Consider the following 21,198-nt stretch of genomic DNA (forward strand, 5'->3'; position numbering starts at 1 on the left):
CCCGGAATCGAGCTCAGCTGATGTGACGCAGACCGTCTGCGATGAAGGCTGCGGTGGCCTCGCCCGCACGCTCGGCACCGTCGCCCGCCGACGCACCCGAGAGCGCGCGGTAGGTGATGCCCTCGGCGATCACACCGAGTTTCAGATTGGCGAGCCCGAGGTAGAAGTCCCAGTCACCGAGGTCGGAACCGGTTGCGGTGGCGTACTTCTGCGCGATCTCGTCCACGGAGGCATAGCGATCGCTGGTCCACGCCGCGGAGAAGCCGAGCACCTGGTCGAAGGCCCCGGTCCGGTAGACACACATCAGCGCCACGTCGGTGAGCGGGTCACCGAGGGTGGACATCTCCCAGTCCACGACGGCGGCGATGCGCGCCGGATCGTTCGCGTCGACGATGGTGTTGTCGACGCGGAAGTCGCCGTGCACCACCGATTCCCGCGCCTGCTCCGGCACCCGCGCCGACAGCGCTTCGACGAGTCGCTCGACATCGGGCAACTCGCGCGTCTTCACGTGACCCCATTGCCGGGCCCACAGCTTCACCTGTCGGGCAGCGAATCCGGCCGGACGACCGAACTCACCGAGGCCGACCGCCTGGTAATCGACGGCATGGAGGTCGGCGAGAGTCCGGACGAGTCCGTCGAGGTTGGCGGCCACGTCGTCATCGGAGTAGGCGGCGAGATCCTCCGCGGTGCGCACCACACGTCCGTCGACGAACTCGACGACGGTGCAGGGCGCCCCGACGATCGAACCGTCGGCGTCGAAGGCGACGGTGCGTGCGACCGGCACCGAGGTCGACTGCAGCGCACTGGTGACCGCCCACTCGCGGTTCATGTCATGGGCAGACGGGGTGAGGCCACCGGTCGGCGGACGACGCGCGACCCATCTGGTCTGGCCGTCGGTGACGGTGTAGGTCAGGTTCGACTTGCCGCCGCTGATGAGGTCGATCGAGAGGTCACCGGCGAGTTCGACGCCGTTGTCGGCGAGGAGCCGACGGAGCTTGTCGGCCTCGAGAGCTGATTCGACACCGGTCATTTCGCACCCGCCGCAGCCTGTGCCTTCTTCGCGCGGCCGACAGCGCGGCGAGCGATGGCCCACCGATGGACCTCGGACGGGCCGTCGTAGACGCGGAACGGGCGGAGTTCCTGCGACAGTCGCGCGATCGGCAGGTCGGCGGAGACACCGAGTCCGCCGCACATCTGGATGCTGCGATCGGCGATCCGCGAATACGCCTCACCGGCAAAAGTCTTGGCGATCGACGTCTCGTCGGAGGCGTGGTTGCCCAGGTCCAGTTCGTGACATGCCTTGAGCAGCAACGCCCGCGAGGCGGCCAGGTCGATCTCGTTGTCGGCGATCATCTGCTGGATCATGCCGAGGTCACCGAGTCGGCCACCGAATCCCTCACGGCGCGAGACGTAGTCGACGGCGACGTCGTGACAGCGCTTGGCGGCGCCGAGCCAGCGCATGACGTGGGTCATGCGGGCCGGGCCGAGGCGGACCTGCGCGTAGCGGTAGCCCTCGTCGACCTCGCCCAGGATGTCCTCGTCGGGGACGAAGACGTCGTCGAACGTGACCTCGCAGTGTCCGCCGATCATCGCCTTGTCGATGGTGTTGATGTGACGGCCGACGGTGATTCCCGCGGTGCCGGCCGGAGCCAGGAACATCGTGGCGCCGCCGCGATCACCCGGCGACCCCGCGGTGCGGGCCATGATGATGAAGAAGCCCGCACCCTCGGCACCGGTGATGAAGTGCTTCTCGCCGTTGATCTTCCAGCCGCCGTCGACGCGGACCGCCTGCGTGCGCAGCGCATTGGGGTCCGAGCCCGCGCCCGGTGCCGGTTCGGTCATCGCGAAGGCCGAACGAACCTCACCCGTGGCGAGCGGGGCCAGGTACTTGTGGCGCTGTTCCTCGCTGGCGATGCGCTCGAGCATGTGGATGTTGCCCTCGTCGGGTGCACCGATGTGCAGCGCGACGGGGCCGAAGGTGGAGTAGCCGGCTGCCTCGAAAACCGGTGCGCGATCGGCCATGTCGAGTCCGTGTCCGCCGAACTCGACCGGTGCGTGCGGCGCGAAGATGCCCTCCGCCTTGGCCTTTGCGTTCATCTCGCGACGGAGGTCGTCGCCGCCGGCCGCGGTGATGTCGCCACCGTTCGCGTCCTCGAGCGGCAACACGTAGTCGCGGACGAAGCGTTCGGTCTTCTCGACCAGCTCGACCACCGCGGGATCGTGGCGCAGGTCTATGGGCATCGTGACTCCTTTGGCTGGACCGACGGGAAACTCACCCCGACGCCGACCGAGCGATCGTTCGGCCGTCCATACCTTGCCAGGCGATGCGATCCCGGTCAAGGCTGACCGGGTGAAATCCGTGCCCTCAGTTGGTGCGGTAACCGACGAGGGCGCGGGCGAGCTGGAGGTTCCGGGAGATCAGCTCGTCCGGCCCCAGCAGACCGTCGAGCTTGAACCAGGTCGAGACCCCGACACACATCGTCGCCACCGCCCGGGCCGCATCCTTCGGATACTCGGTGGTGAAGTCGCCCGCCTCCACGCCGGCGAAGACGATCTCGTCGACCATCCGCTGTTGACGGTCGCGGTGACCGATGTACTTCGGCCGGTAGTCGTCGTCGAGACTCCGAATCTCCGTGGACCCGACGAAGGCCTGTTCGCGGCGGTACATGTGGAACCGCAGCAGGGATTCGACGACCGCGTCGAACTGCTTCACCGGTTCCGGGCCGGCCTCGAGGATCGCCGCCTCCGAACGGGCCAGCAGGTCGGTCATCGTGCGCTCGAGCAGGCCCTGCAACAGGGACTGCTTCGACGGGTAGTGGTGGTACAGCCCGGGCACCGAGAGGTTGGCCCGCGCGGCGATCTCACGCACCGACGTGCCGTGGTAGCCCTGCTCGGCGAACGCCTCGAGGGCTGCGGCCAACGGGATCGGGAGCTCGGGCTCGCCGTAGTCACGCCAGGCGCCGAGAGGTTGCTTCGCCGGTCGTACGTCGGTTTCGCCGGTTCCGCTGCTCATGGGATCGACCATATCTGCCCGTGGAGCACTACTCACCATCGGCGCTGCCGTGGGACAGGCTCTTCTCCAGGATCTCCGCCGGGGACACGAGCAACGCGACGCTGAGGTCGACGACGTCGGACTGGGAGAGCTCGACGTCTCCCTCGAGCCACGCCGCGAGCAGTCGGCTCAGCCCACCGACCTGGTAGTGCGCCACGCCGGTGGCCTGGGCGGGGCCGACATGAACGTCGAGGATCGACGAGGTGCTCTGCAGTGTCAGACCGGCGAAGAGGGCGGTGGACTCCATCCGCTTCGCGGCGATCACCGGGCTCAGCAGTGCCTGTGAGAACAGCAGTCGGCCTTTGCGTCGATCCCGGTCGATGAGGTCGACGATGGCGGCAACCGCTCCCGACACTTTGGAGCGCATGGTCGCGCCCTCGGAGAACGCCGCCAGACCCGAGTGGGTGATCTCCTCGATGACCTCGTCGTACACCACACCGACGAGCTGATCGACCGACTCGAAGCTCTCGTAGAAATACCGTGCGGTCAGCCCGGCCCGCCGGCAGACGCCGCGCACCGTGACTGCCTCCGCGTCATCGGCTCCGAGCAGGTCGAGGGCTGCGTCGATCAGCGATGCGCGGCGTCGCGCGACCCGGGTATCGCCACCCTCGCCGCCGTATGCGCGAAGGGAAGCAGCCGAATCCGACGCAGCCGCATCAGACCCGGTTTCCGGGGTCGAAGGTCCTCTTCCCATGGTTCCTATCTTGACACCCCGGTAAGTTCATGTTTTATAAACGGGAAACAAACGTTTCCTAAATCGACCAGGAGGGGTGTTCGATGGCAACGGAGCCTATCACCAGTGGAAGTTCGGCCCTGTCGCCGCAAACGCCGGGGGACGTGACGCCGGAGATCGCGGACTTCCTCGCGGCGGAGAAGCCAGACACCGAGTTCCTCCCGTCGACCGCACGCATGTCCCGCGCCGAGCTCGACGCGCTGCCCTCCGCGCAGGATCTCGACCCCCTGGGCATCGGCGTCATCGCCGGCGCGGCGAACGTCATCATGCAGCTGAGCCTGCCCGCGGTCGGTTACGGCGTCTACGAGAGCCGCGTCGATTCGGGCAACCTGTTCAAGCATCCACTCAAGCGGGGTCGCACCACGCTGAGCTACCTCGCGGTTGCGGGTCTGGGCAGCGCCAAGGACCGCAAGGCCTACCGCAAGGCGATCGGCAAGGCCCACGCGCAGGTCCGCTCGACCGCCGACAGCCCGGTGAAGTACAACGCCTTCGACCCGAAACTACAGCTCTGGGTCGCGGCCTGCCTGTACCGCGGGACCGAGGACGTCCACCGGATCTTCGGCGGGGTGACCGAGGTGACCGACGAGTTCTACCAGGCCGGCGCCGTGCTGGGTACCACGCTGCAGGTGCCGCGGGAAGCCTGGCCGGCCGACCGCGAGGCCTTCGAGGAGTACTGGAACTCGACCGTCGAGACGCTCGAGATCGACCCGGTCATCCGTGGGTACCTGCTGCAGATCGCCCGTGCCGAGTTCCTGGGTCCGGTCGTCGCCAAGCTGCTGGGCTGGTACTTCGAGATCTTGGCGATCGGCTTCCTGCCGGACAACTTCCGCCGCAAGATGGACGTCCGTCTGTCGCCGTGGCAGGAGCTGTTCTTCGCCAAGCACAACGCCGTTCTGCGCGCGATCATCACCCGCGCACCCAAGCCGGTCCGCAGCTTCCCGTTCAACGTCCTGCTCGCCGACGTCCGCTGGCGGATGCGCACCGGTCGGCCCCTGGTCTGAGCCTTCTGTCCCGGTTGGGGGAAGCCCGTCCCGCTCATCTCGAGCGGGGCGGGCTTTTCGGTTCAGACCCTCCGCAATGCCTCGCGATCGAGAGCGGTGGCATCGGTGTGACCGGCCAGGCCGAGGGTGAGGTCGAGTTCGGCGATGATGTCGGCCACCGCATCCCGGGCGCCGTCGGCACCGGCGAGCGCCAACCCGTACATGTGTGGTCGGCCGATGCATGCGGCGTCGGCGCCCAGCGCCAGTGCCTTGAACACGTCTGAGCCGGTGTAGATCCCGGAGTCGACGAGCACCTTGATCCGACCGTCGACCGCGGGTGCGATCTCGTCGAGGGCGTCGATCGTGCTGATCGCGCCGTCGATCTGACGTCCGCCGTGGTTGGACACGATGATGCCGTCGACCCCGGCGTCGACGGCGCGACGGGCGTCGTCGGGATGCAGCACGCCCTTGAGGACGATCGGCAACGACGTGCGTTCGCGCAGGCCGGCGAGGTCGTCCCAGTTCAGCGACGGGCGCGAGTAGATGTCGAGGAAGGTCTGAACAGCGGCCCGCGGCTGGGGCGACGTGAGGTTCGAGAGGAAGCGTCCGGGTGCGTTGCGCGTGATCGAGATCAGGGTCGCGATGGCGCCGAGCGAGATCTCCGGCCGCTCCTCGGCGGCGGTGCGCAGCCGATCGGCGACGATGTCGACGAAGCGCCGATCGGAGGTGTACTGCGCGATCCCCTCGCCCCGCGCGAACGGCAGCGATCCCAGGTTCAGATCCTGTGGCCGCCAGCCGAGCATCGTGGTGTCGAGGGTGACGACCACCGCGTCGGCGCTGATGGCCGCCGCGCGGGCGAGCAGACTGTCGACCAGGTCATCGTCGGTGGACCAGTACAGCTGGAACCAGCGGGGAGCTCCCGGGGTCACGCCGTCCATCTCGGCCGCCACGGTTTCCATCGGCACGCTCGCCTGGTTCGAAAAGATGTAGGGCACACCGAGCTCCGCGGCGGCATGACCGATCAGACGGTCCGCATCGGGAGCGGCGAGCGAGCCCGCACCCACGGGCGCAAACAGCACGGGCGCCGGGATGCGACGTCCGAACAGCTCCACCTCGAGGTTCCGCGCGGAGACGTCGCGGAGAATACGTGGCACGATCGCCCAGCGGTCCAGGGCCTGCCGGTTGGCCGCCATCGTCCGACCCTCACCGGCGCCTCCGCCGATGTACGCCCACGCGCGAGCCGACATCGACCGCTTGGCACGGCGTTCGAGTTCCGCGAAATCCGTTGGTACGCGGGGCTTTCGCCGATGGACACCAGCGGTGTAGATGTCGTTCTGCCGCGCTCGCCCGTATCCCGTGGTCATGGGAGCCGATCGTAACGTCGGCATCGCAGGCCCCGGGGAGGATTCCCGGGCCGGGTGTCAGCGCGTGGCGACAGCGGTCGCGCCGGCCGCGGCGACCGTCACGACGCCGACCGCCGGCCAGGCGCCGATCTTCTTCGCGAGCGGATGCGAACCGCCGAATGCCGCCAGATATCCGGCCAACAACCCACCGGCCACCGCCGGACCCTGCTTGACCGCCCACTGCCGGGTACACCAGGCACCCGCCGCCGCGAGGACCACCCCGCCGAGCTCTCGTCGACCGCTGTAGCGGGCCGCCGCGAAGCCGCCGACCAGACCCACAGCCACCACGGGCACCGTTGCATCCACTGCCATACGACCCAACCTACCGCCATCTGAGCGCCCCTCACCCATCCGACGGGTGTCACGGCACCGAAGACCGGGTACCCGCAACCCCGCGCCGACCCCGCACCCCGAAGGGCCTCGCCATGACACAGACCGCCGAGATGACCGACTCATCCCTCCCCCACCGGCCTGTCCTCGACACGAACTCCGGTCTCCGCGCGATCGACGACGCGACGACCGACCTCGAACTCGTCGAGGAGGTGCTGACTGCACATTTCCGTCGCCACGCCCTGACGCTGCACAAAGTGGGTGCCGAACTCACTCCGGCGGCGGACGCGATCGCTGCCCGCATCGGCGGCGGCAAACGCCTGCGCGCCGCATTCTGCCTGTGGGGAGCGCGCGGCGCAGCTCGTGGACAGGCGGTCCCCGGTGTCGTCGAGCTGGCGTCCGCGATCGAGCTGTTCCACTTCGCCGCCCTGGTCCACGACGACGTGATGGACGACTCCGACACGCGCCGCGGCCTGCCTACCATCCACCGCCTCTTCGCCGACACCCACCGTGCCCTCGAGCGCCGGGGAGATTCGGACACCTGGGGTACCGCGGTCGCCATCCTCGTCGGCGACATGTGCCTGTCGTGGTCGGACGACCTGGTCGCCGCGGCGGTCGACACCGTCGGCCGCGACACCCGCCAGGCCGTCCGCGAGACCTGGACCGAGATGCGCGACGAGGCATACGCGGGGCAGTTCCTGGACATGCTCAGCCAGACCGAGGATCACACCGACCCCGACCGTACCGAGCGCGTCCTCCGCTACAAGAGCGCCCGCTACAGCATCGGCCAGCCGCTTCGGCTCGGTGGCACTCTCGCCGGAGCCGACGCCGCCCTCCTCGCCGACTACGACCGCATCGGGCTCAGCGCCGGCGAGGCGTTCCAGCTGCGCGACGACATCCTCGGCGTCTTCGGCGACGAGAAGGTCACCGGTAAGCCGGCGATCGACGATATCCGCGAGGGCAAACGCACCATGCTGATGGCGCTGGCCGAGGAATCCGCGACGTGGACCGAACGGCGGATCATCGCCAACTGCCTCGGCAACCCGGACCTCGACGCCGCCGGCGCCGCACAGATGCGTGGCGTCGTGGAATCCACCGGCGCACTCGAACGCGTCGAACAGCGCATCGTCGAACTCGCCGAGGACGCACTCGGTGTCGTCGCGGACGCATCGGTGGACGAGCAGACCCGTCAGGCCCTGACCACCCTCGTCGAACGTTGTGTGTGGCGCCGCTCATGACCTCACGTGCTGTCCCGACGGTCGAGCTGCGCATCTGGGGCGTCGACCGGGTGATGCCCGCGCTCGGCCGGATGGCGTCGGGTCGGCGTGCGTTGCGCGCCACCCCCGGACTCCGGTTCGCCAAACTGCTCGGCACCGGCACCGCACAGACCTTCACGATGGAGAGCGCCGATCTGCGGCACTGGGCGGCGCTCACCGTCTGGCACGACGACGATGCGGCTCGCGCATCGTCGGATTCGCGAGTGCTACGACGCTGGCAGGACTCGAGCACCGAGGAACTTCGCATCACGATGCGCCCGCTCCGATCGAAGGGACAATGGTCGCGGGTCGATCCGTTCGGCCACGAGAGCAAAGGTTCACCGGTTGACCGTGCACGAAACTGGACGGGTCCGGTCGCGGCACTCACCCGAGCCCGGCTCCGGCCGACGACGATGGCGTCGTTCTGGCGGGCGGTTCCGCCGGTGGCGTCGGAACTTGCCGGCGCGCAGGGCAATCGGCTCGCGCTCGGCGTCGGCGAGTTGCCGATCGGCGTCCAGGGAACCTTCTCGCTGTGGGACTCCACGCGTGACCTCACCGACTTCGCCTACCACTCGCCCGCACACAAGTCCGCCATCTCGCGCACCAAACCCGCCCGTTGGTACGCGGAGGAACTGTTCGCCCGGTTCGCCGTCCTCGACGTGACCGGGACCTACCAGGGAAGATCGGCATGAGCACAACCAGACATCTGCCGCCCGGATCACAAGGAGCGCAAGCGGGAGCATCATCGCTGCCTGAGGTGCGAGGAGCGCAAGCGACGAGCCTCGAAGGCCCGCCGCGCAGAGCATCCCACCGCCACCACCTCATCCCGATCGCATGGGTTCTCCTCGCCGCGACCATCGGGGTCCAGATCGCATTTCCGCTGACCGGCGGTGGCACACTCCCGCTCACCGTCGCGAGCGTGGTGTTGCTGGCGTCGGCATCGGCCCTTCATCTCGCCGCCACGCGCGGGTTCGGGGCCGCGGTCGCGCTGGTCGTGATCGCCGGCGGCGGTGGACTTCTCGCCGAGGCGGTCGGCGTCAGCACCGGATTCCCCTTCGGCACATACGCATACACCGACGGCCTGGGGCTCAAGGTGCTCGGCGTCCCGGTTCTGGTGCCGCTGGCCTGGATCATGATGTCGTGGCCGGCGCTCGCCGTGACGCGGCGACTCGTCGGTGCCATGCGCTTGTCCGGCACACGGGCTCGCGTGGTGACCGCTTTCCTGGGGGCGTACGCGCTGACGGCCTGGGACGTCTTCCTCGATCCGCAGATGGTCGACCAGGGTCACTGGGTCTGGCAGTTCCCCGACCCGTCGCTGCCCGGGGTCGACGACATCCCGTTGACGAATTTCGCGGGCTGGCTCCTGGTCTCGTTCCTGATGATCGCCATCCTCGATCGGGTGATCGGTGCCGATGATGCCGACGCCGCCGATGACGCGGTACCTGTCACCGCCTATCTGTGGACCTACTTCTCGTCGGTGATGGCGCATGCGGTGTTCTTCGGTCGCCCGACGGTCGCGCTGACCGGCGCGGTGGTGATGGGCGTCGTCGCGATCCCGCTGCTCGTCCTCGAGGTGCGGGCGCTCCGGTCCAGGAGACACGGTGCGAGCGTCTGACCTCTGGCGCCGCACGGTGGCGGTCGGGACCGGCCTGTCACTGGCGTCGCTCGCTCTCACCGTCGACAACGCGATCCGCGTCCGCCGACCAGGTCTCGCGGACATCCCTCCCGCCGAGACTCTTTCGGTGTTGATCCCCATGCGGAACGAGATCACCCGGGCCGACCGCTGCATCACCGCCGTCCTCGAGGCCGTCGACCGATGGCCAGGGCCTTCTCGTGTGCTCGTCCTCGACGACGGTTCGGTCGACGGCACCGACGCCGTCCTCACACGGCTGGCCGCCCGCGACGACCGGCTCGAGGTGTTCGAGGGTTCCCCGCCACCGCCGGGTTGGCTCGGGAAGTCCTGGGCCTGTCAGCAGTTGGCCGACAACGCTTCCCCCGACGGCACCCTCGCCTTCGTCGACGCCGACGTCGTGGTCGAACCCCAGGCGTTCACGTCGTCGTCCGTGTTGTTGCGCAACGCCGGGCTGGATCTCGTCAGCCCCTACCCGAGGCAGGTCGCGACCAGTGCTGCCGAACGTCTGGTGCAACCCCTGCTGCAGTGGTCGTGGCTCAGCACGCTCCCGCTAGGCCTCGCCGAACGTTCCCCGCGCAAATCCCTGACCGCCGCGAATGGTCAGTTCCTGATGGTCGACGCCGCCACGTACCGCCGTGCCGGAGGGCATGAGGCGGTCCGCGACGTGGTGCTGGAGGACATCGCACTTCTCCGTGCGATCAAGGCTGCCGGCGGGCGGGGCGTGGTGGCCGAGGGAAGCACCGTGGCGACCTGCCACATGTACGACGGTTGGCACGAAGTCCGTGCGGGATACCGCAAGTCACTGTGGTCCGCATTCGGCTCCCCGGCCGGGACGTCGGCGGTGACCGCCGCTCTATGCCTCACGTACGTGATCCCGGCGTTGGCCGCTCTCACCGGTTCGCGCACCGGACTGGTGGGATACCTCGCCGGCGTCGCCTCACGACTCGTGGCCGCGCGCTGCACCGGCGGACGCGCCTTCCCCGACGCCCTCGGGCACCCCGTATCGATCGTCCTGTTCACCTTTCTCGCCGCGGATTCGACGATCGCCCGCCGTCGTGGCGAACTGCAGTGGAAGGGACGCACGATCGAGGTCTCCCGATGAGCCGCGTCATCGTCATCGGCGCCGGCGTCGGCGGACTCGCCACGGCGATGCGCCTGCAGGCGGCCGGTCATGACGTCACCGTGCTCGAGCAATTCGACACCGTCGGCGGCAAACTCGGCGTCATAGAGCACGACGGTTTCGTTTTCGACACCGGCCCGTCTCTGGTGACCATGCCGCACGTCCTCACCGAACTGTTCGACGACACCGGCGCCCCGGTGGACCAGTTCCTTCAACTCGACCGTCTGCCGGTCGCAGCCCGGTATCGATTCCCCGACGGCACGGTCCTCGACCTGCCCGACACCCTCGACGACATCCCCGCCGCGCTCGACACCGCACTCGGACCCGGATCCGGTGACCAGTGGTCGTCGTTTCTCGGTCGCGCCCAGGCGATCTGGGACGTCACCCACGGGCCGTTCCTCGAGTCGCCGATGAGCGTGCGGACGATGATCGGCGGGATCGCCACCCCGTCCGACGTCCGTACCGTGGCGCCCTGGAAAACGTTGCGCGGCCTCGGGTCCGAGTATCTCGACGATTCACGGCTCGCTATGCTTCTCGACCGTTACGCCACCTACACCGGTTCGGATCCGCGGCGCGCCCCGGCGGCTTTGGCGTCAGTTCCGTGGGCCGAGCAGGCCTGGGGTTCCTGGTATGTGCGCGGCGGTCTCGGCCGAATCGCCACCGCGATGCGGGATCGGTTGCTCACCATGGGCGGCCGGATCGAGTTCGGGGTCGAGGTGTCCCGGATCTCGACGGACGAGCACGGCCGCGCCGACGGCGTCGTACTCGCCGACGGCAACCGTCGCCCCGCCGACCTCGTCGTGGCGAATGCCGACGCCCGACAGGTCTTCGACCGACTTGTTCCCCGCCGTTCCGCTCGCATTCCTTCTGCACTGCTTCGTCGTTCGACACCGTCGCTGTCGGGCTTCGTCCTCCTCCTCGCGCTCGACAACCCGCCCGCCGATCAGGCCCACCATCACGTTCTGTTCGCCGAGGACTACGACGAGGAGTTCGACGCGGTCTTCGGTTTCAACGGCCCGCCGCGGCCTGTCGCACGTCCGACCGTGTACATCTCCGCGCCCGACGATCCGGAGATCGTCCCAGGTCCCGACACCGCCGCCTGGTTCGTGCTCGTCAACGCACCGCGGCACGACCCTGAGCACGGAGTCGACTGGGATGCAGCAGGACTCGCGGACAAGTACGCAGACCAGATCATGCAGGTGATGGCCGACCGCGGCCTGGACGTCCGCGACCAGGTCCGTCACCGACTGCTGGTCACGCCGGCAGATCTCGAGCGCCGCACCATGACTCCCGGCGGCTCGATCTACGGCTCGTCGTCGAACGGTCCGCGCGCCGCTTTCCTACGGCCGAAGAACACCTCGCCGATCCCGGGCCTGTACCTGGTCGGCGGGTCGTCGCACCCCGGCGGCGGACTCCCGCTGGTGATGATGTCGGCGAAGATCGTGGCGGATCTGATCGCCCGGTCTCCTTCTCCCTGAGGCGACCCCACCCTTGCTGCCTGAGGAGCGAGCGACGCGAACCCACTCTCGCTCCCTGAGCCTGGATCCGTGGAGGGGTGTGGGGTGTCGGTGATATAAAAATGCCCTCTGAGCTGGGATGATTGGTGGTGTTGAGACACTAAACATCCCAGCTCAGAAGGCACTTTCAGTGAAAGTATCACACAGCTTCTCGGCCACGTCGGCACTCTTTGACGATGACAATCTGGTGTCGCATGCCGGGTTGGTGCCGGTGATGGAATTGGCTCACTCGACCGGGGTGGCCGCATTGCTGGCCGAACGGGTCGATCTGGGCACCACCCGGGTCGCTTCCGCCGGAGCCAACCTGGAAGCGAAACTGCTGACCGTGATCGCCGGGTTATGTTGCGGCGCTGACAGTATCGACGACCTCGACATCGTCCGGGCCGGTGGGCACACCCGCCTGTTCGACCGCGTATACGCCCCGGCCACGATCGGACAAACCCTGCGGGAGTTCACCCCCGGGCACACCCGACAACTCAACGCCGTGATGACGCGCTCGCTGCCGGCGATGTGTGCCCGGGCAGGATTGTTACCCACCGACGGTGCCCGCGTGTTCCTCGATATCGATTCCCTGCTGCGCCCGGTCTATGGCTACCAGAAGACCGGCGCCTCCTACGGACACGCCAAGATCGCCGGACGTGAACTGCTGCGTCGGGGCCTCTCACCGCTGATCGCCACCCTCAGTGCACCCGAGCACCCACCGGTGATCGCCAACGCCTGGCTGCGCGCCGGGCGCGCCGCCTCCGGCGCCGGAGCAGCAACGATGCTCGCCGAAACCATCGCCACCGCCCGCCGCGCCGGAGCCGCCGGTGAGATCACCGTGCGCGCGGATGCCGCCTACGGGTCGGCCGAGGTGATGGCTACCTGCCAACGCCTGGGCGCCACGTTCTCGCTGGTCCTGCGGACCAACACCGCGATCACCCGCGCAATCACCGCCATCGGCGACGACGCCTGGACACCGGTGTCCTATCCCGGGGCGGTCACCGACCCCGACACCGGCGAGTTGATCTCTGATGCCGAAGTCGCCGAAACCACCTACACGGTCAAACCACTCTCACCGCACCCGATCACCGCCCGACTCATCGTGCGGCGAGTCAAAGCCCATCACCCCGCCGACACCGACACCCTGATGCCGGCCTGGCGGTATCACTCGTTTTTCACCAACACCACCGACGACACCGTTACCGCCGACATCAACCACCGCGGCCACGCCGTCATCGAGACCGTGTTCGCCGACCTCATCGACGGACCGCTGGCGCATCTTCCCTCCGGCGTTTTCGGCGCCAACGCCGCCTGGCTGGCCCTGACCGCCATCAGCCACAACCTCATGCGCACCCTCGCCGCGCTCAGCGCGGCCCCCAGACTACGAGCCGCGCGCGGAGCGACGCTGCGCCGCACGCTCATCGCCGTGCCCGCCCGACTGGCCCGACCAGCACGAACACCCATCCTGCACCTGCCCCGACACTGGCCATCCCAACACGCATTCACCACCCTGTGGGCCGCGGTGAACACCACCTGACCCAACACCCCAACACGCCCACCCACGACCAGGAAACCCAGTGAAAAAGCTGACGCAAGATCAGCGAATACCCGACGCCCACAACACGATCAACCACTCACACACACCCCACCACCACTCACCCACACCCCTCCACGGATCCAGGCTGAGGAGCGAGCGACGGCAGGCCACTGTCGCTGCCTGAGGAGCGAGGAGCGATAGCGACGAGCCTCGAAGGCCTGGTGACGTCATCTCATCAGGCCTTCGAGGCTCGCTTCGCTCGCACCTCAGGCAGCGGGAGGGGCCGCTTGCGCTCCTCGCACCTCAGGCAGCAGCAGGGGTCAGTGCGTCGGCGTCGGACCGACCGAGCGATCTCCGTTGAGCCGCTTGCGGATCAGTTCCGCGCTGATCAAGCACATCGGCAGGCCGATACCGGGTCGGGTGCTCGATCCCGCGTAGTACAGCCCCTCGACTTTGCGTGAGCGATTCGTCGAGCGCAGGAATGCGCTCTGGCGCAGCGTGTGTGCCGGTCCGAGGGCACCGCCGCACCACGAGTTCACGTTGTCGACGAAGTCCGCGGGACCGACCGTGCGTCGTACGACGATGCGGTCGGCGAGGTCGGGGACTCCGGACCACTGGCCGATCATCGCGATGGCTCGGTCGGCGACCTTCTCGATGTCGGGGTCGCCGGCACCGTTCATTCCGCCGTGTCCGAGGCCTGGATCGGGCGGGACCGGGACGAGGACGAACACGTTCTCGTGACCGTCCGGGGCCACCGAGTCGTCGGTCGCCGACGGCTTGCACACGTAGAGCGATGCCGGATCGGGTACGCGCGTGGGTGATTCGAAGATCGCGTCGAAGTTGGTCTTCCAGTCCTCGGTGAAGTACAGCGAGTGATGGGCCAGTTCGGGCAGCTCACCGCTCACGCCGAGGTAGGCGAGGACCGCACCCGGTCCCGAGGTGGCGCGTTTCCAGTAGCGCTCCGGGAAGGTCTGCAGATCGCCGGGAAGGAGCTTGGTCTCGAGGTGGTGCATATCGGCCGCGCCGACGACGATGTCGGCGGGCAGATCCCGCGTTCCCCCGTCGGCGGTTTGGACGCGAACACCGACCACCTCGGCGCGACGGCGGAGTCGACGACCCGGCCGTTTGCGCGTCAGCACGGAAGTCGCGGCCGTACCGGTGTGGATCACGACGCCGCGTTCGCGCGCGACGCGCTCGAGTGCGTCGACGAGGGTCGTGAAGCCCCCCTGGGGGTATCGGACGCCGTCGGCGAGGTCCATCCAGCTCATCAGGTGATACATCGACGGGGTCCGCTCCGGCGACGAACCGAGGAACACCGCCGGATAGCCGAGCACCTGCTGCAGGCGTCGGTCGCTGAACTTCGACGAGATGAAGGACTGGAGCGAGCGGGTCAGCAGCTTCGCGAGCGTCGGCGCGTTCTTCAGCACCGGCAGGCTCAGGAACGCGCGGGTGGAGTCGAAGCTCGTGTACAGGAACCGTTCGACGGCAAGGTCATATGCCTGGCGAGCCGTCTGGAGGTAGGAGTCGAGAGCCGCTCCGGCACCCGGTTCGATGTTCTCGAACACCTCTCGGTTGCGCTCATAATCGCCGAAAATGTCGAGTGGCGGTTCATCGGAACCGTTCTCCCCGAAGAACACTCGGTAACCGGGATCGAGTCGGACCAGATCGAGCTGTTCCTTCGTCGACGTGCCCAGCATTTCGAAGTAGTGGTCGAACACCTCGGGCATGAGCCACCACGACGGCCCGGTGTCGAACCGGAACCCGTCCTTGCTCCACAGCCCGGCACGTCCGCCGAGGTCGTCGTTCTTCTCGATCACCTCGACGTCGTGGCCGTCGTGGGCGAGTAGCGCGGCGGTGGACAGTCCTGCGACACCGCCGCCGATGACGGCGATGCGTTTGCGTGCGGTCATGCGTCCACTCCCCTTGCTGTGCGCGGCATCCCGCGTCGGGCGACGGCGGCCGCCGCGATCCTGGCCTTGCCGGCGTTGGGAACGCGGACACGGTTCAGTCTGGCTTCGGCGGCCGACGATTCACGCAGGCGTGCAGTGAGTTCCGCGAAGAGATCGTGTGCGGTGCAGACCGCGACGCGGCTGCTCGCCGGCAGGTGCGGGATGGCGGCTGCCGCGGCGGTGAGGTCGAGATCGATGTCATCGAGCCACAGCGACCAGGCGGCGTCGTCCGGGCTGTCCGGGTCCAGGCCGACCAGGTACCGGCGGCCCAATCCGTCACTGTCCTCGCCGAAGTCGCGGAGGAAGTTGATCTTCTGGAAGGCGGCGCCGAGACGACGCGCGCCGGGCGCGAGGTGGTCGTAACGCGCTTCGGCTTTCGCCTCTTCGGCGAGGAACGCGCGCAGGCACATCAGGCCGACGACCTCGGCAGAGCCGTAGATGTAGGACGCCAGGCTCTCGAAGTCGTGCTCGACCTCGGTCAGGTCTGAACGCATCGAGGCGAAGAACGGCGCCACCAGGTCCAGGTCGATGCCGACCCGGCGGGCGGTCCGTGCGAAGGCGTGCACCACCAGGTTGCTGCTCGACCCGGTGATCATCGCGGCCGAGGTCTGATCCTCGAGCTGATCGAGTTCGTTGCTGCGGTCGACGAGGCCTTGCTCGGGACGCGGCGCGTCGACGATCTCGTCGGCCACGCGGACGAGCGCGTAGATGTTGCGGACGTCGCGGCGGATGGCCGGGGCGAGCAGGCGCGAGGCGAGTCCGAAGGAACTCGAGTACGACCTGATCACCAGCGCCGCGCTCGCCTCGGCGACGGCGTCGTACCGCCGATGCGGCGGGACCAGTTCGGTATGACCGGGTAGATGCATCATCCGATGGCTCCTGCGGTGTGACGTTGGGGTTGGTATGTCATGAATTCGATGCCCGGGCAATGATCGGATGGGTCGCATCCGCGGCGTCGACGATTCCGTACGGATCGGGGCCGGGCAGCTGGCGCACCTGGTCGGCGAACCAGGGGCTGACGGCCCAGGGGGTGCGCAACGCGAGATCCCATACATCCGGGACCTCCGCCCAGGCGTACTCGGCGACCTCGTCCGGGCTCGGCTTCAGCGAACCCACGGGCCGCGCGACATACACGGGGCAGATCTCGTTCTCGACGATGCCGCTCGCGTCGACGGCCCGGTACCGGAAGTCGGGCAGGATGCATCGCACGTCGTCGACGTCGATGCCCAGCTCTCGCTGCGCGTACCGGTGCACGGCGTCGACGACGGCCTCGCCCGGACGCGGATGACCGCAGAACGAGTTGGTCCACACGCCGGGCCAGCTGCGCTTGGACAGTGCGCGACGGGTCATGAGGATCCGGTTGTCGGCATCGACCAGGTGGCATGAGAACGCGAAGTGCAGCGGTGTGTCGAGACCGTGCACGCCCTCGCGGTCGGCGGTGCCGCACGGGCGGCCGTCGGCGTCGGCGAGAACCACCGAGTCGTTGGTCATCAGTTCCTCATCAGAGTCGAGATCGTGGGTCGAGCCAGGTTCTCCCATTGTTCGTCACCGGGGGCCGAATCGGATGGGCCGGTCGGTCCCGGACGACGACACGGAGATCGCGCGCCGATTCCCTGGATTCGATGGTAGGCAGTGCGGGCGGATCAGCCCTGATCGCCGAGGCCGGCGGCACGCATCAACGCACACCAGGTGTCCACGTAGGCGTCCAGGTCGACGTCGCCGACGAGCGACTGCTGCACGACGACGCCTTGCATCACCGACACCATCGGAAGGGCCAGTTCTGCCGGTTCACCAGGCAGTTCGTGGCCGGAGTCGCGCCAGCGGACCAGGACGTGCTCGAAGACCTTCCGAAGCCCGAGGATGATCTCGCGAACGATCTCGCGCAGTTCGGGGTTGTTCGCCGCCTCACCCCAGATGGTCATCACCATCCGGAAGTCGTCGGTCAGCGGTGCGATCTCGGCCATCACACGCGCCGCGAGCATCCGGATGGCGTCCTCGGGTGACGCGGGGGCGCCGTCGCCGCCGACGAGGTCGCCGAGGCCGGACTCGTAGGCCAGGAAGACCGACCGCGCGACCGCGGCGATCAGCTGCTCCTTCGACGAGTAGTACGAGTACACCGCCCCGGCGCTCAGGCCGGATTCCCGGATGACGTCGGACATCGACGCCCGGTGGAACCCCTTCTCGGCGAAGCAGCGGCGTGCGGCATCGAGGATCTGCTGACTCCGCTCGAGTTTGCGTTCCGCACTGATCTTCGGCATTCGACAAGTGTAAAACGAATATTCGTTCTTGATTGCCATCAACGCTCGGCGCATACTTCTAAAAACGAGAGTTCGTTCTTTTTGGAGGCAGTGATGACCACGTACACCGAACCGTCCGATCGAAACCTCGCCACCGAGGATCGGCCGCCCGAACCATCCCGTTCACACGGACCGTCGTGGCGCATCGTCGTCGCCCTGGTCTTCGCCATACCGATCGTGGTCAGCACGATCGCGGCCATGTTCGTGTCCCTTGCGGTGGACCCCGAGCCGCACGACGTCCCGCTCGGCCTGGTCGCACCGGCACCCGCAGCGCAGGCCATCGAATCCGTCCTGGCCGATCGCGCCGGTGAGGATGCCTTCGCCGTCGAGCAGTTCGCCGATCCCGCCGCTGCGCGGGAGGCCATCGAGTCCCGGGACATCGTCGGCGCCATCACCGTCGGCCCGCAGGGCGTCACCGCCCTGACCGCCGAAGCCGGGTCCCCGGCGCTCGCCCAGATCGTCACCGGCGTCGGCGCGAGTATCGCCACCGCGCAGTCACTTCCGGTCACCACCGAGTCCGTGGTCGCCCCGCCGGCCACCGATGCACGCGGAACCGGATTCGCGGCGGGCTTGCTGCCGCTGCTCATCGCAGGTATCGCCCTGGGCGCAGCGGCCGCGATCGCCCTCGCCGGCCGGGTGTGGATGCAGGCCACCGTCGTGCTGGTCGGCCCGCTGGTGGCCGGCCTGGGATTTGCGGCGGTCTGGTCGTGGCTCGGGGTCATCGACGGGCGCGTGGTGCCGGTGGCGTTGGCTCTCACCCTCATGATCGGCGCGATCTCCTGGTTCACCGCGGGAGCCGGCTCACTCATCGGCGCACCCGGCGTCGGCATCGCCGCGATCCTGATGATGCTGATCTCCAACCCGCTGTCCGGGCTCGCATCGTCGCCGTACCTGCTCCCGGCTCCATGGGGAGCCCTCGGGCAGTGGCTGCCGACCGGCGCCGGCGGCACCCTGACCCGGTCGGTCGCCTACTTCCCCGACGCTTCGTTCGCCGGCCCGCTGTGGATTCTGTTGGGCTGGATCGCCGTCGGCGCGATCCTGCTCGCCGTCTCCGGCCTCCGGCCGCGCCGGGGCTGAATCGAACGGCGCCGGGCCTGCATCAGGCGCGCAGCCCGCGGGTCTGCCGGAACACCGCGACGAACAACTGGAGAAGGCCGATCGTCGCCAGGGTCGCACCGATCCCGGCGATGATCGCCGCCAGCGTCCGGGCAACGCCGTCGGCGAGCCCGACCTGCCACACGACCGTGGCCACGACCATCGCGATGAAGGCGAGGATCACACGCGACGGCCGCTCCCAGACCGTGACGGTTCCGGGGCCCTTCATCCCGGCGGCCTGGGCCGTTGCCCGCGTGCCTTCGAGGAACAGGGTGAGCACGGCGATCACGACCCCCGACCACGGCGGCGCACCGGCCATCACGACGATGCCCGCCAGGAAGATGTCGGACCATCGATCGGCCATCGTGTCGAGGACCCGGCCCCATTGCGTGGCCGCGCCGGTCTGGGCGGCGATGGCGCCGTCCACCCCGTCGAGGACCGCGGCGAGAAGGATCACGACGGCCGCGACCGCGAACCAGCCGCGCCCGGCGAACGTCACCGCGAAGGCGATCGCGGTGACCGCGGCGCCGCAGACGGTGATCACGTTCGGTGTGATGCCCAGTCGCACGAGGGGTCGCGCACACGCGTTGCTGAGGAGCACCCACCGCTCGACCCAGAACGACCCGCGGGGATCGATTCCCCCGTGCAACTCCGACCATGCGTCGAGCACGGCATGCCGTTGTGTCCGGCGGGCCTGTCGGCGACCGGCCCGATGATCCGGTTCAGTCGACACGGCCGCCTCCGGCGGTCCGGCCCAGCGACTGTCCGACGGCCCAGCCGACGATCACCAGGATGTGCAGCACGTAGAGCCACAGTCCGGCCGCCACCACCCCGCCGATGACCCGGAGGCCTCCGTAGGGGATCCCGACGTCGATCGGCAGCGACAGGAACAGCAGGAACCCTTGCGAGAAGCCCGCGATGAACGACGCGGCGCCCAACGCGGTCACCGCCGAGACGAACAGAGACGGACCACCGGGCGTGACCTTCCAGTAGACCCAGGTCAGCGGGATCGTGAGAGTGAGCCAGACGACGAGGAACTCGATCACCACACGGGCCGCGAGATCCCCGAGGTCGCCGGTCCCCCCGCCGTCGGGGGCGAGCGTGGTGATCGACGATGCCACCGCGACCGCGACCGCCGTCAGCGGCGGCACGAAGACGAACAACACCAGGATCGAGAGCCGGGAGCGCCATCCGGTGAAGCGGTCCTTCTCCGGATGCATCATCAGGCAGGCACGTCGAAGTCCTTCCCCGTAGAACGACGCGGGGAAGAGCAGGACGAGCGCACCCCAGCCGGTCAGGCTGGTGCCGACCGACACCGCCTCGCCGAAGACGTCTCGGCCACCCATCTCCGGCGGAATCAGGACCGCCAGCTCACGCCAGGTCGACTCGGCTGCCGCATCCCCGCGCAGCCACGTCGTCGACCAGATCGCGAGGAGCACCCACGGGACGACGGCGATGGCGGCGTAATAGGTCAGGGTCGCCGCAGCGGCGGCGAGGTCGCCGCGGGCGAGGACCTCTTTGGTGCCGGACGCCAGCCGACGTACGGCGGACAGCACCGTGCCCGGCGCGGAACGCGCCTGCGGGGCGGCAGAACTGAGGATCACGCTGTCCGGTGTACCCGAAAAACATCTCGACTAGGCATGTCCCGGAGGAAGTGACCGACGACGCGCCGTCAGATCGAGGCGAAGAGCGCGACCGCCATCCCGATCATGATGACCGCGACGACGGCGTCGAGGATCTTCCACGCCCGCGGGCTGGCGAAGAGATGCGACAGGCGCCGAGCACCTCCCCCGAGCGCGGTGAACCACAGGATGCTGGCCACGCAGGCCCCGATTGCGAACGCCCACTTGCCGTTTCCGTGACCGTTGGCGATCGCGCCCATGGTCAGGACGGTGTCGAGGTAGACGTGCGGGTTGAGCCAGGTGAGCGCCAGCGCCGTGCCCACCGCGACCCATCGTCCGGCCGATTCCGCCTCCTCGGCGTTGGCGGCGATGGCCTCGTTGCTGCGCAGACAACGCTTGGCGGCGAGTAATCCGAGCACGAGGACATAGAGACCGCCGAGAAGCTTGGCGACGGTGATCACCTGCGGATGCGCCGCGACGATCGCGCCGAGCCCGGCCACTCCCGCGACGATGAGCACGACGTCAGAGATCGCACACACCGCCACGATGGCCCCCGTGTGCCGTCGCGCGACACCCTGCCGGAGGACGAAGACGTTCTGCGGACCGATCGCGACGATCAGGCCCGCGCCGGTGAGCAGACCGGCGATCGCGGGGAGGAGGTAACTGGACACTCGGTGAACGCTATGGAGTGC

21 protein-coding genes are annotated in these 21,198 nt (G+C 68.4%); 8 read left to right on the plus strand and 13 right to left on the minus strand.

Translation table 11 applies throughout. From position 1 onward, the window contains the following. Positions 1–13 precede the first annotated feature (13 nt). The 4 genes from PWF70_RS22210 to PWF70_RS22225 form a co-directional block, all read right to left on the minus strand. Positions 14–1,030, minus strand: a complete 1,017-nt coding sequence (locus tag PWF70_RS22210) for a phosphotransferase family protein (protein ID WP_006357971.1) — start codon at positions 1,028–1,030, stop codon at positions 14–16. Continuing rightward, positions 1,027–2,241, minus strand: a complete 1,215-nt coding sequence (locus PWF70_RS22215) for an acyl-CoA dehydrogenase family protein (protein ID WP_006357972.1) — start codon at positions 2,239–2,241, stop codon at positions 1,027–1,029. Before PWF70_RS22215 ends, PWF70_RS22210 begins: the two co-directional genes overlap by 4 nt. Before the next feature lie 124 nt (positions 2,242–2,365). Beyond that, the gene (locus PWF70_RS22220; RefSeq protein WP_006357973.1) at positions 2,366–3,013 is read right to left on the minus strand and encodes a TetR/AcrR family transcriptional regulator; all 648 of its coding nucleotides are present in this window, start codon (positions 3,011–3,013) and stop codon (positions 2,366–2,368) included. Positions 3,014–3,041: 28 nt separating this feature from the next. Beyond that, positions 3,042–3,746 carry a TetR/AcrR family transcriptional regulator gene (locus tag PWF70_RS22225; RefSeq protein ID WP_006357974.1) on the minus strand — a complete coding sequence of 235 codons (705 nt, stop codon included), beginning with the start codon at positions 3,744–3,746 and terminating at the stop codon, positions 3,042–3,044. A gap of 83 nt (positions 3,747–3,829) precedes the next feature. Here PWF70_RS22225 and PWF70_RS22230 point away from each other — a divergent pair, with 83 nt between their 5' ends. Further along, the gene (locus PWF70_RS22230; RefSeq protein WP_006357975.1) at positions 3,830–4,786 is read left to right on the plus strand and encodes an oxygenase MpaB family protein; all 957 of its coding nucleotides are present in this window, start codon (positions 3,830–3,832) and stop codon (positions 4,784–4,786) included. Positions 4,787–4,848: 62 nt separating this feature from the next. Here PWF70_RS22230 and PWF70_RS22235 read toward each other — a convergent pair whose 3' ends face one another. Continuing rightward, a complete protein-coding gene (locus PWF70_RS22235; RefSeq protein ID WP_035753713.1) occupies positions 4,849–6,129 on the minus strand; it encodes an alpha-hydroxy-acid oxidizing protein in 1,281 nt (426 codons plus the stop codon). A gap of 57 nt (positions 6,130–6,186) precedes the next feature. Further along, positions 6,187–6,480 (minus strand): hypothetical protein, encoded by a 294-nt coding sequence (locus tag PWF70_RS22240; protein ID WP_187346521.1) that lies wholly within the window; start codon positions 6,478–6,480, stop codon positions 6,187–6,189. Positions 6,481–6,593: 113 nt separating this feature from the next. Between PWF70_RS22240 and PWF70_RS22245 the strand changes: the two genes are divergently transcribed. From PWF70_RS22245 to PWF70_RS22270, 6 genes are all read left to right on the plus strand, one after another. Beyond that, positions 6,594–7,736 carry a polyprenyl synthetase family protein gene (locus PWF70_RS22245; protein WP_006357978.1) on the plus strand — a complete coding sequence of 381 codons (1,143 nt, stop codon included), beginning with the start codon at positions 6,594–6,596 and terminating at the stop codon, positions 7,734–7,736. Continuing rightward, positions 7,733–8,446, plus strand: a complete 714-nt coding sequence (locus tag PWF70_RS22250) for a hypothetical protein (RefSeq protein ID WP_006357979.1) — start codon at positions 7,733–7,735, stop codon at positions 8,444–8,446. Before PWF70_RS22245 ends, PWF70_RS22250 begins: the two co-directional genes overlap by 4 nt. Before the next feature lie 65 nt (positions 8,447–8,511). Continuing rightward, a complete protein-coding gene (locus PWF70_RS22255; RefSeq protein WP_006357980.1) occupies positions 8,512–9,369 on the plus strand; it encodes a carotenoid biosynthesis protein in 858 nt (285 codons plus the stop codon). Then, complete coding sequence (locus PWF70_RS22260; protein WP_006357981.1) at positions 9,356–10,489, plus strand: glycosyltransferase family 2 protein; 1,134 nt, start codon at positions 9,356–9,358, stop codon at positions 10,487–10,489. The genes PWF70_RS22255 and PWF70_RS22260 overlap by 14 nt, the downstream gene beginning before the upstream one ends. Continuing rightward, a complete protein-coding gene (locus PWF70_RS22265; protein WP_006357982.1) occupies positions 10,486–11,985 on the plus strand; it encodes a phytoene desaturase family protein in 1,500 nt (499 codons plus the stop codon). Before PWF70_RS22260 ends, PWF70_RS22265 begins: the two co-directional genes overlap by 4 nt. Before the next feature lie 169 nt (positions 11,986–12,154). Further along, a complete protein-coding gene (locus tag PWF70_RS22270; RefSeq protein ID WP_006360329.1) occupies positions 12,155–13,543 on the plus strand; it encodes an IS1380-like element ISGosp1 family transposase in 1,389 nt (462 codons plus the stop codon). Positions 13,544–13,863: 320 nt separating this feature from the next. Here PWF70_RS22270 and crtI read toward each other — a convergent pair whose 3' ends face one another. From crtI to PWF70_RS22290, 4 genes are all read right to left on the minus strand, one after another. Then, complete coding sequence (gene crtI / locus PWF70_RS22275) at positions 13,864–15,453, minus strand: phytoene desaturase family protein (RefSeq protein ID WP_006357983.1); 1,590 nt, start codon at positions 15,451–15,453, stop codon at positions 13,864–13,866. Continuing rightward, positions 15,450–16,361, minus strand: a complete 912-nt coding sequence (locus PWF70_RS22280; RefSeq protein WP_006357984.1) for a phytoene/squalene synthase family protein — start codon at positions 16,359–16,361, stop codon at positions 15,450–15,452. The genes crtI and PWF70_RS22280 overlap by 4 nt, the downstream gene beginning before the upstream one ends. 37 nt (positions 16,362–16,398) lie before the next feature. Further along, the gene (gene idi / locus PWF70_RS22285; protein ID WP_006357985.1) at positions 16,399–16,983 is read right to left on the minus strand and encodes an isopentenyl-diphosphate Delta-isomerase; all 585 of its coding nucleotides are present in this window, start codon (positions 16,981–16,983) and stop codon (positions 16,399–16,401) included. A 152-nt stretch (positions 16,984–17,135) separates the two neighbouring features. Next, positions 17,136–17,750, minus strand: a complete 615-nt coding sequence (locus PWF70_RS22290) for a TetR/AcrR family transcriptional regulator (RefSeq protein WP_006357986.1) — start codon at positions 17,748–17,750, stop codon at positions 17,136–17,138. Between the two features lie 93 nt (positions 17,751–17,843). On the opposite strand from PWF70_RS22290, the gene PWF70_RS22295 reads away from it, so the two are divergent. Then, positions 17,844–18,866: an ABC transporter permease gene (locus tag PWF70_RS22295; RefSeq protein WP_006357987.1), complete on the plus strand. Its 1,023-nt coding sequence runs from the start codon at positions 17,844–17,846 to the stop codon at positions 18,864–18,866. A 22-nt stretch (positions 18,867–18,888) separates the two neighbouring features. Here PWF70_RS22295 and PWF70_RS22300 read toward each other — a convergent pair whose 3' ends face one another. From PWF70_RS22300 to PWF70_RS22310, 3 genes are all read right to left on the minus strand, one after another. Then, positions 18,889–19,554: a CDP-alcohol phosphatidyltransferase family protein gene (locus PWF70_RS22300; protein WP_006357988.1), complete on the minus strand. Its 666-nt coding sequence runs from the start codon at positions 19,552–19,554 to the stop codon at positions 18,889–18,891. A gap of 52 nt (positions 19,555–19,606) precedes the next feature. After that, positions 19,607–20,488: a YhjD/YihY/BrkB family envelope integrity protein gene (locus PWF70_RS22305; protein ID WP_006357989.1), complete on the minus strand. Its 882-nt coding sequence runs from the start codon at positions 20,486–20,488 to the stop codon at positions 19,607–19,609. Positions 20,489–20,556: 68 nt separating this feature from the next. After that, complete coding sequence (locus PWF70_RS22310) at positions 20,557–21,177, minus strand: LysE/ArgO family amino acid transporter (RefSeq protein ID WP_035753710.1); 621 nt, start codon at positions 21,175–21,177, stop codon at positions 20,557–20,559. Positions 21,178–21,198 lie beyond the last annotated feature (21 nt).

Origin of the sequence: Gordonia sp. Swx-4, assembly GCF_030316175.1 — a bacterium.
Classification (GTDB): Bacteria; Actinomycetota; Actinomycetes; order Mycobacteriales; family Mycobacteriaceae; genus Gordonia; species Gordonia alkanivorans.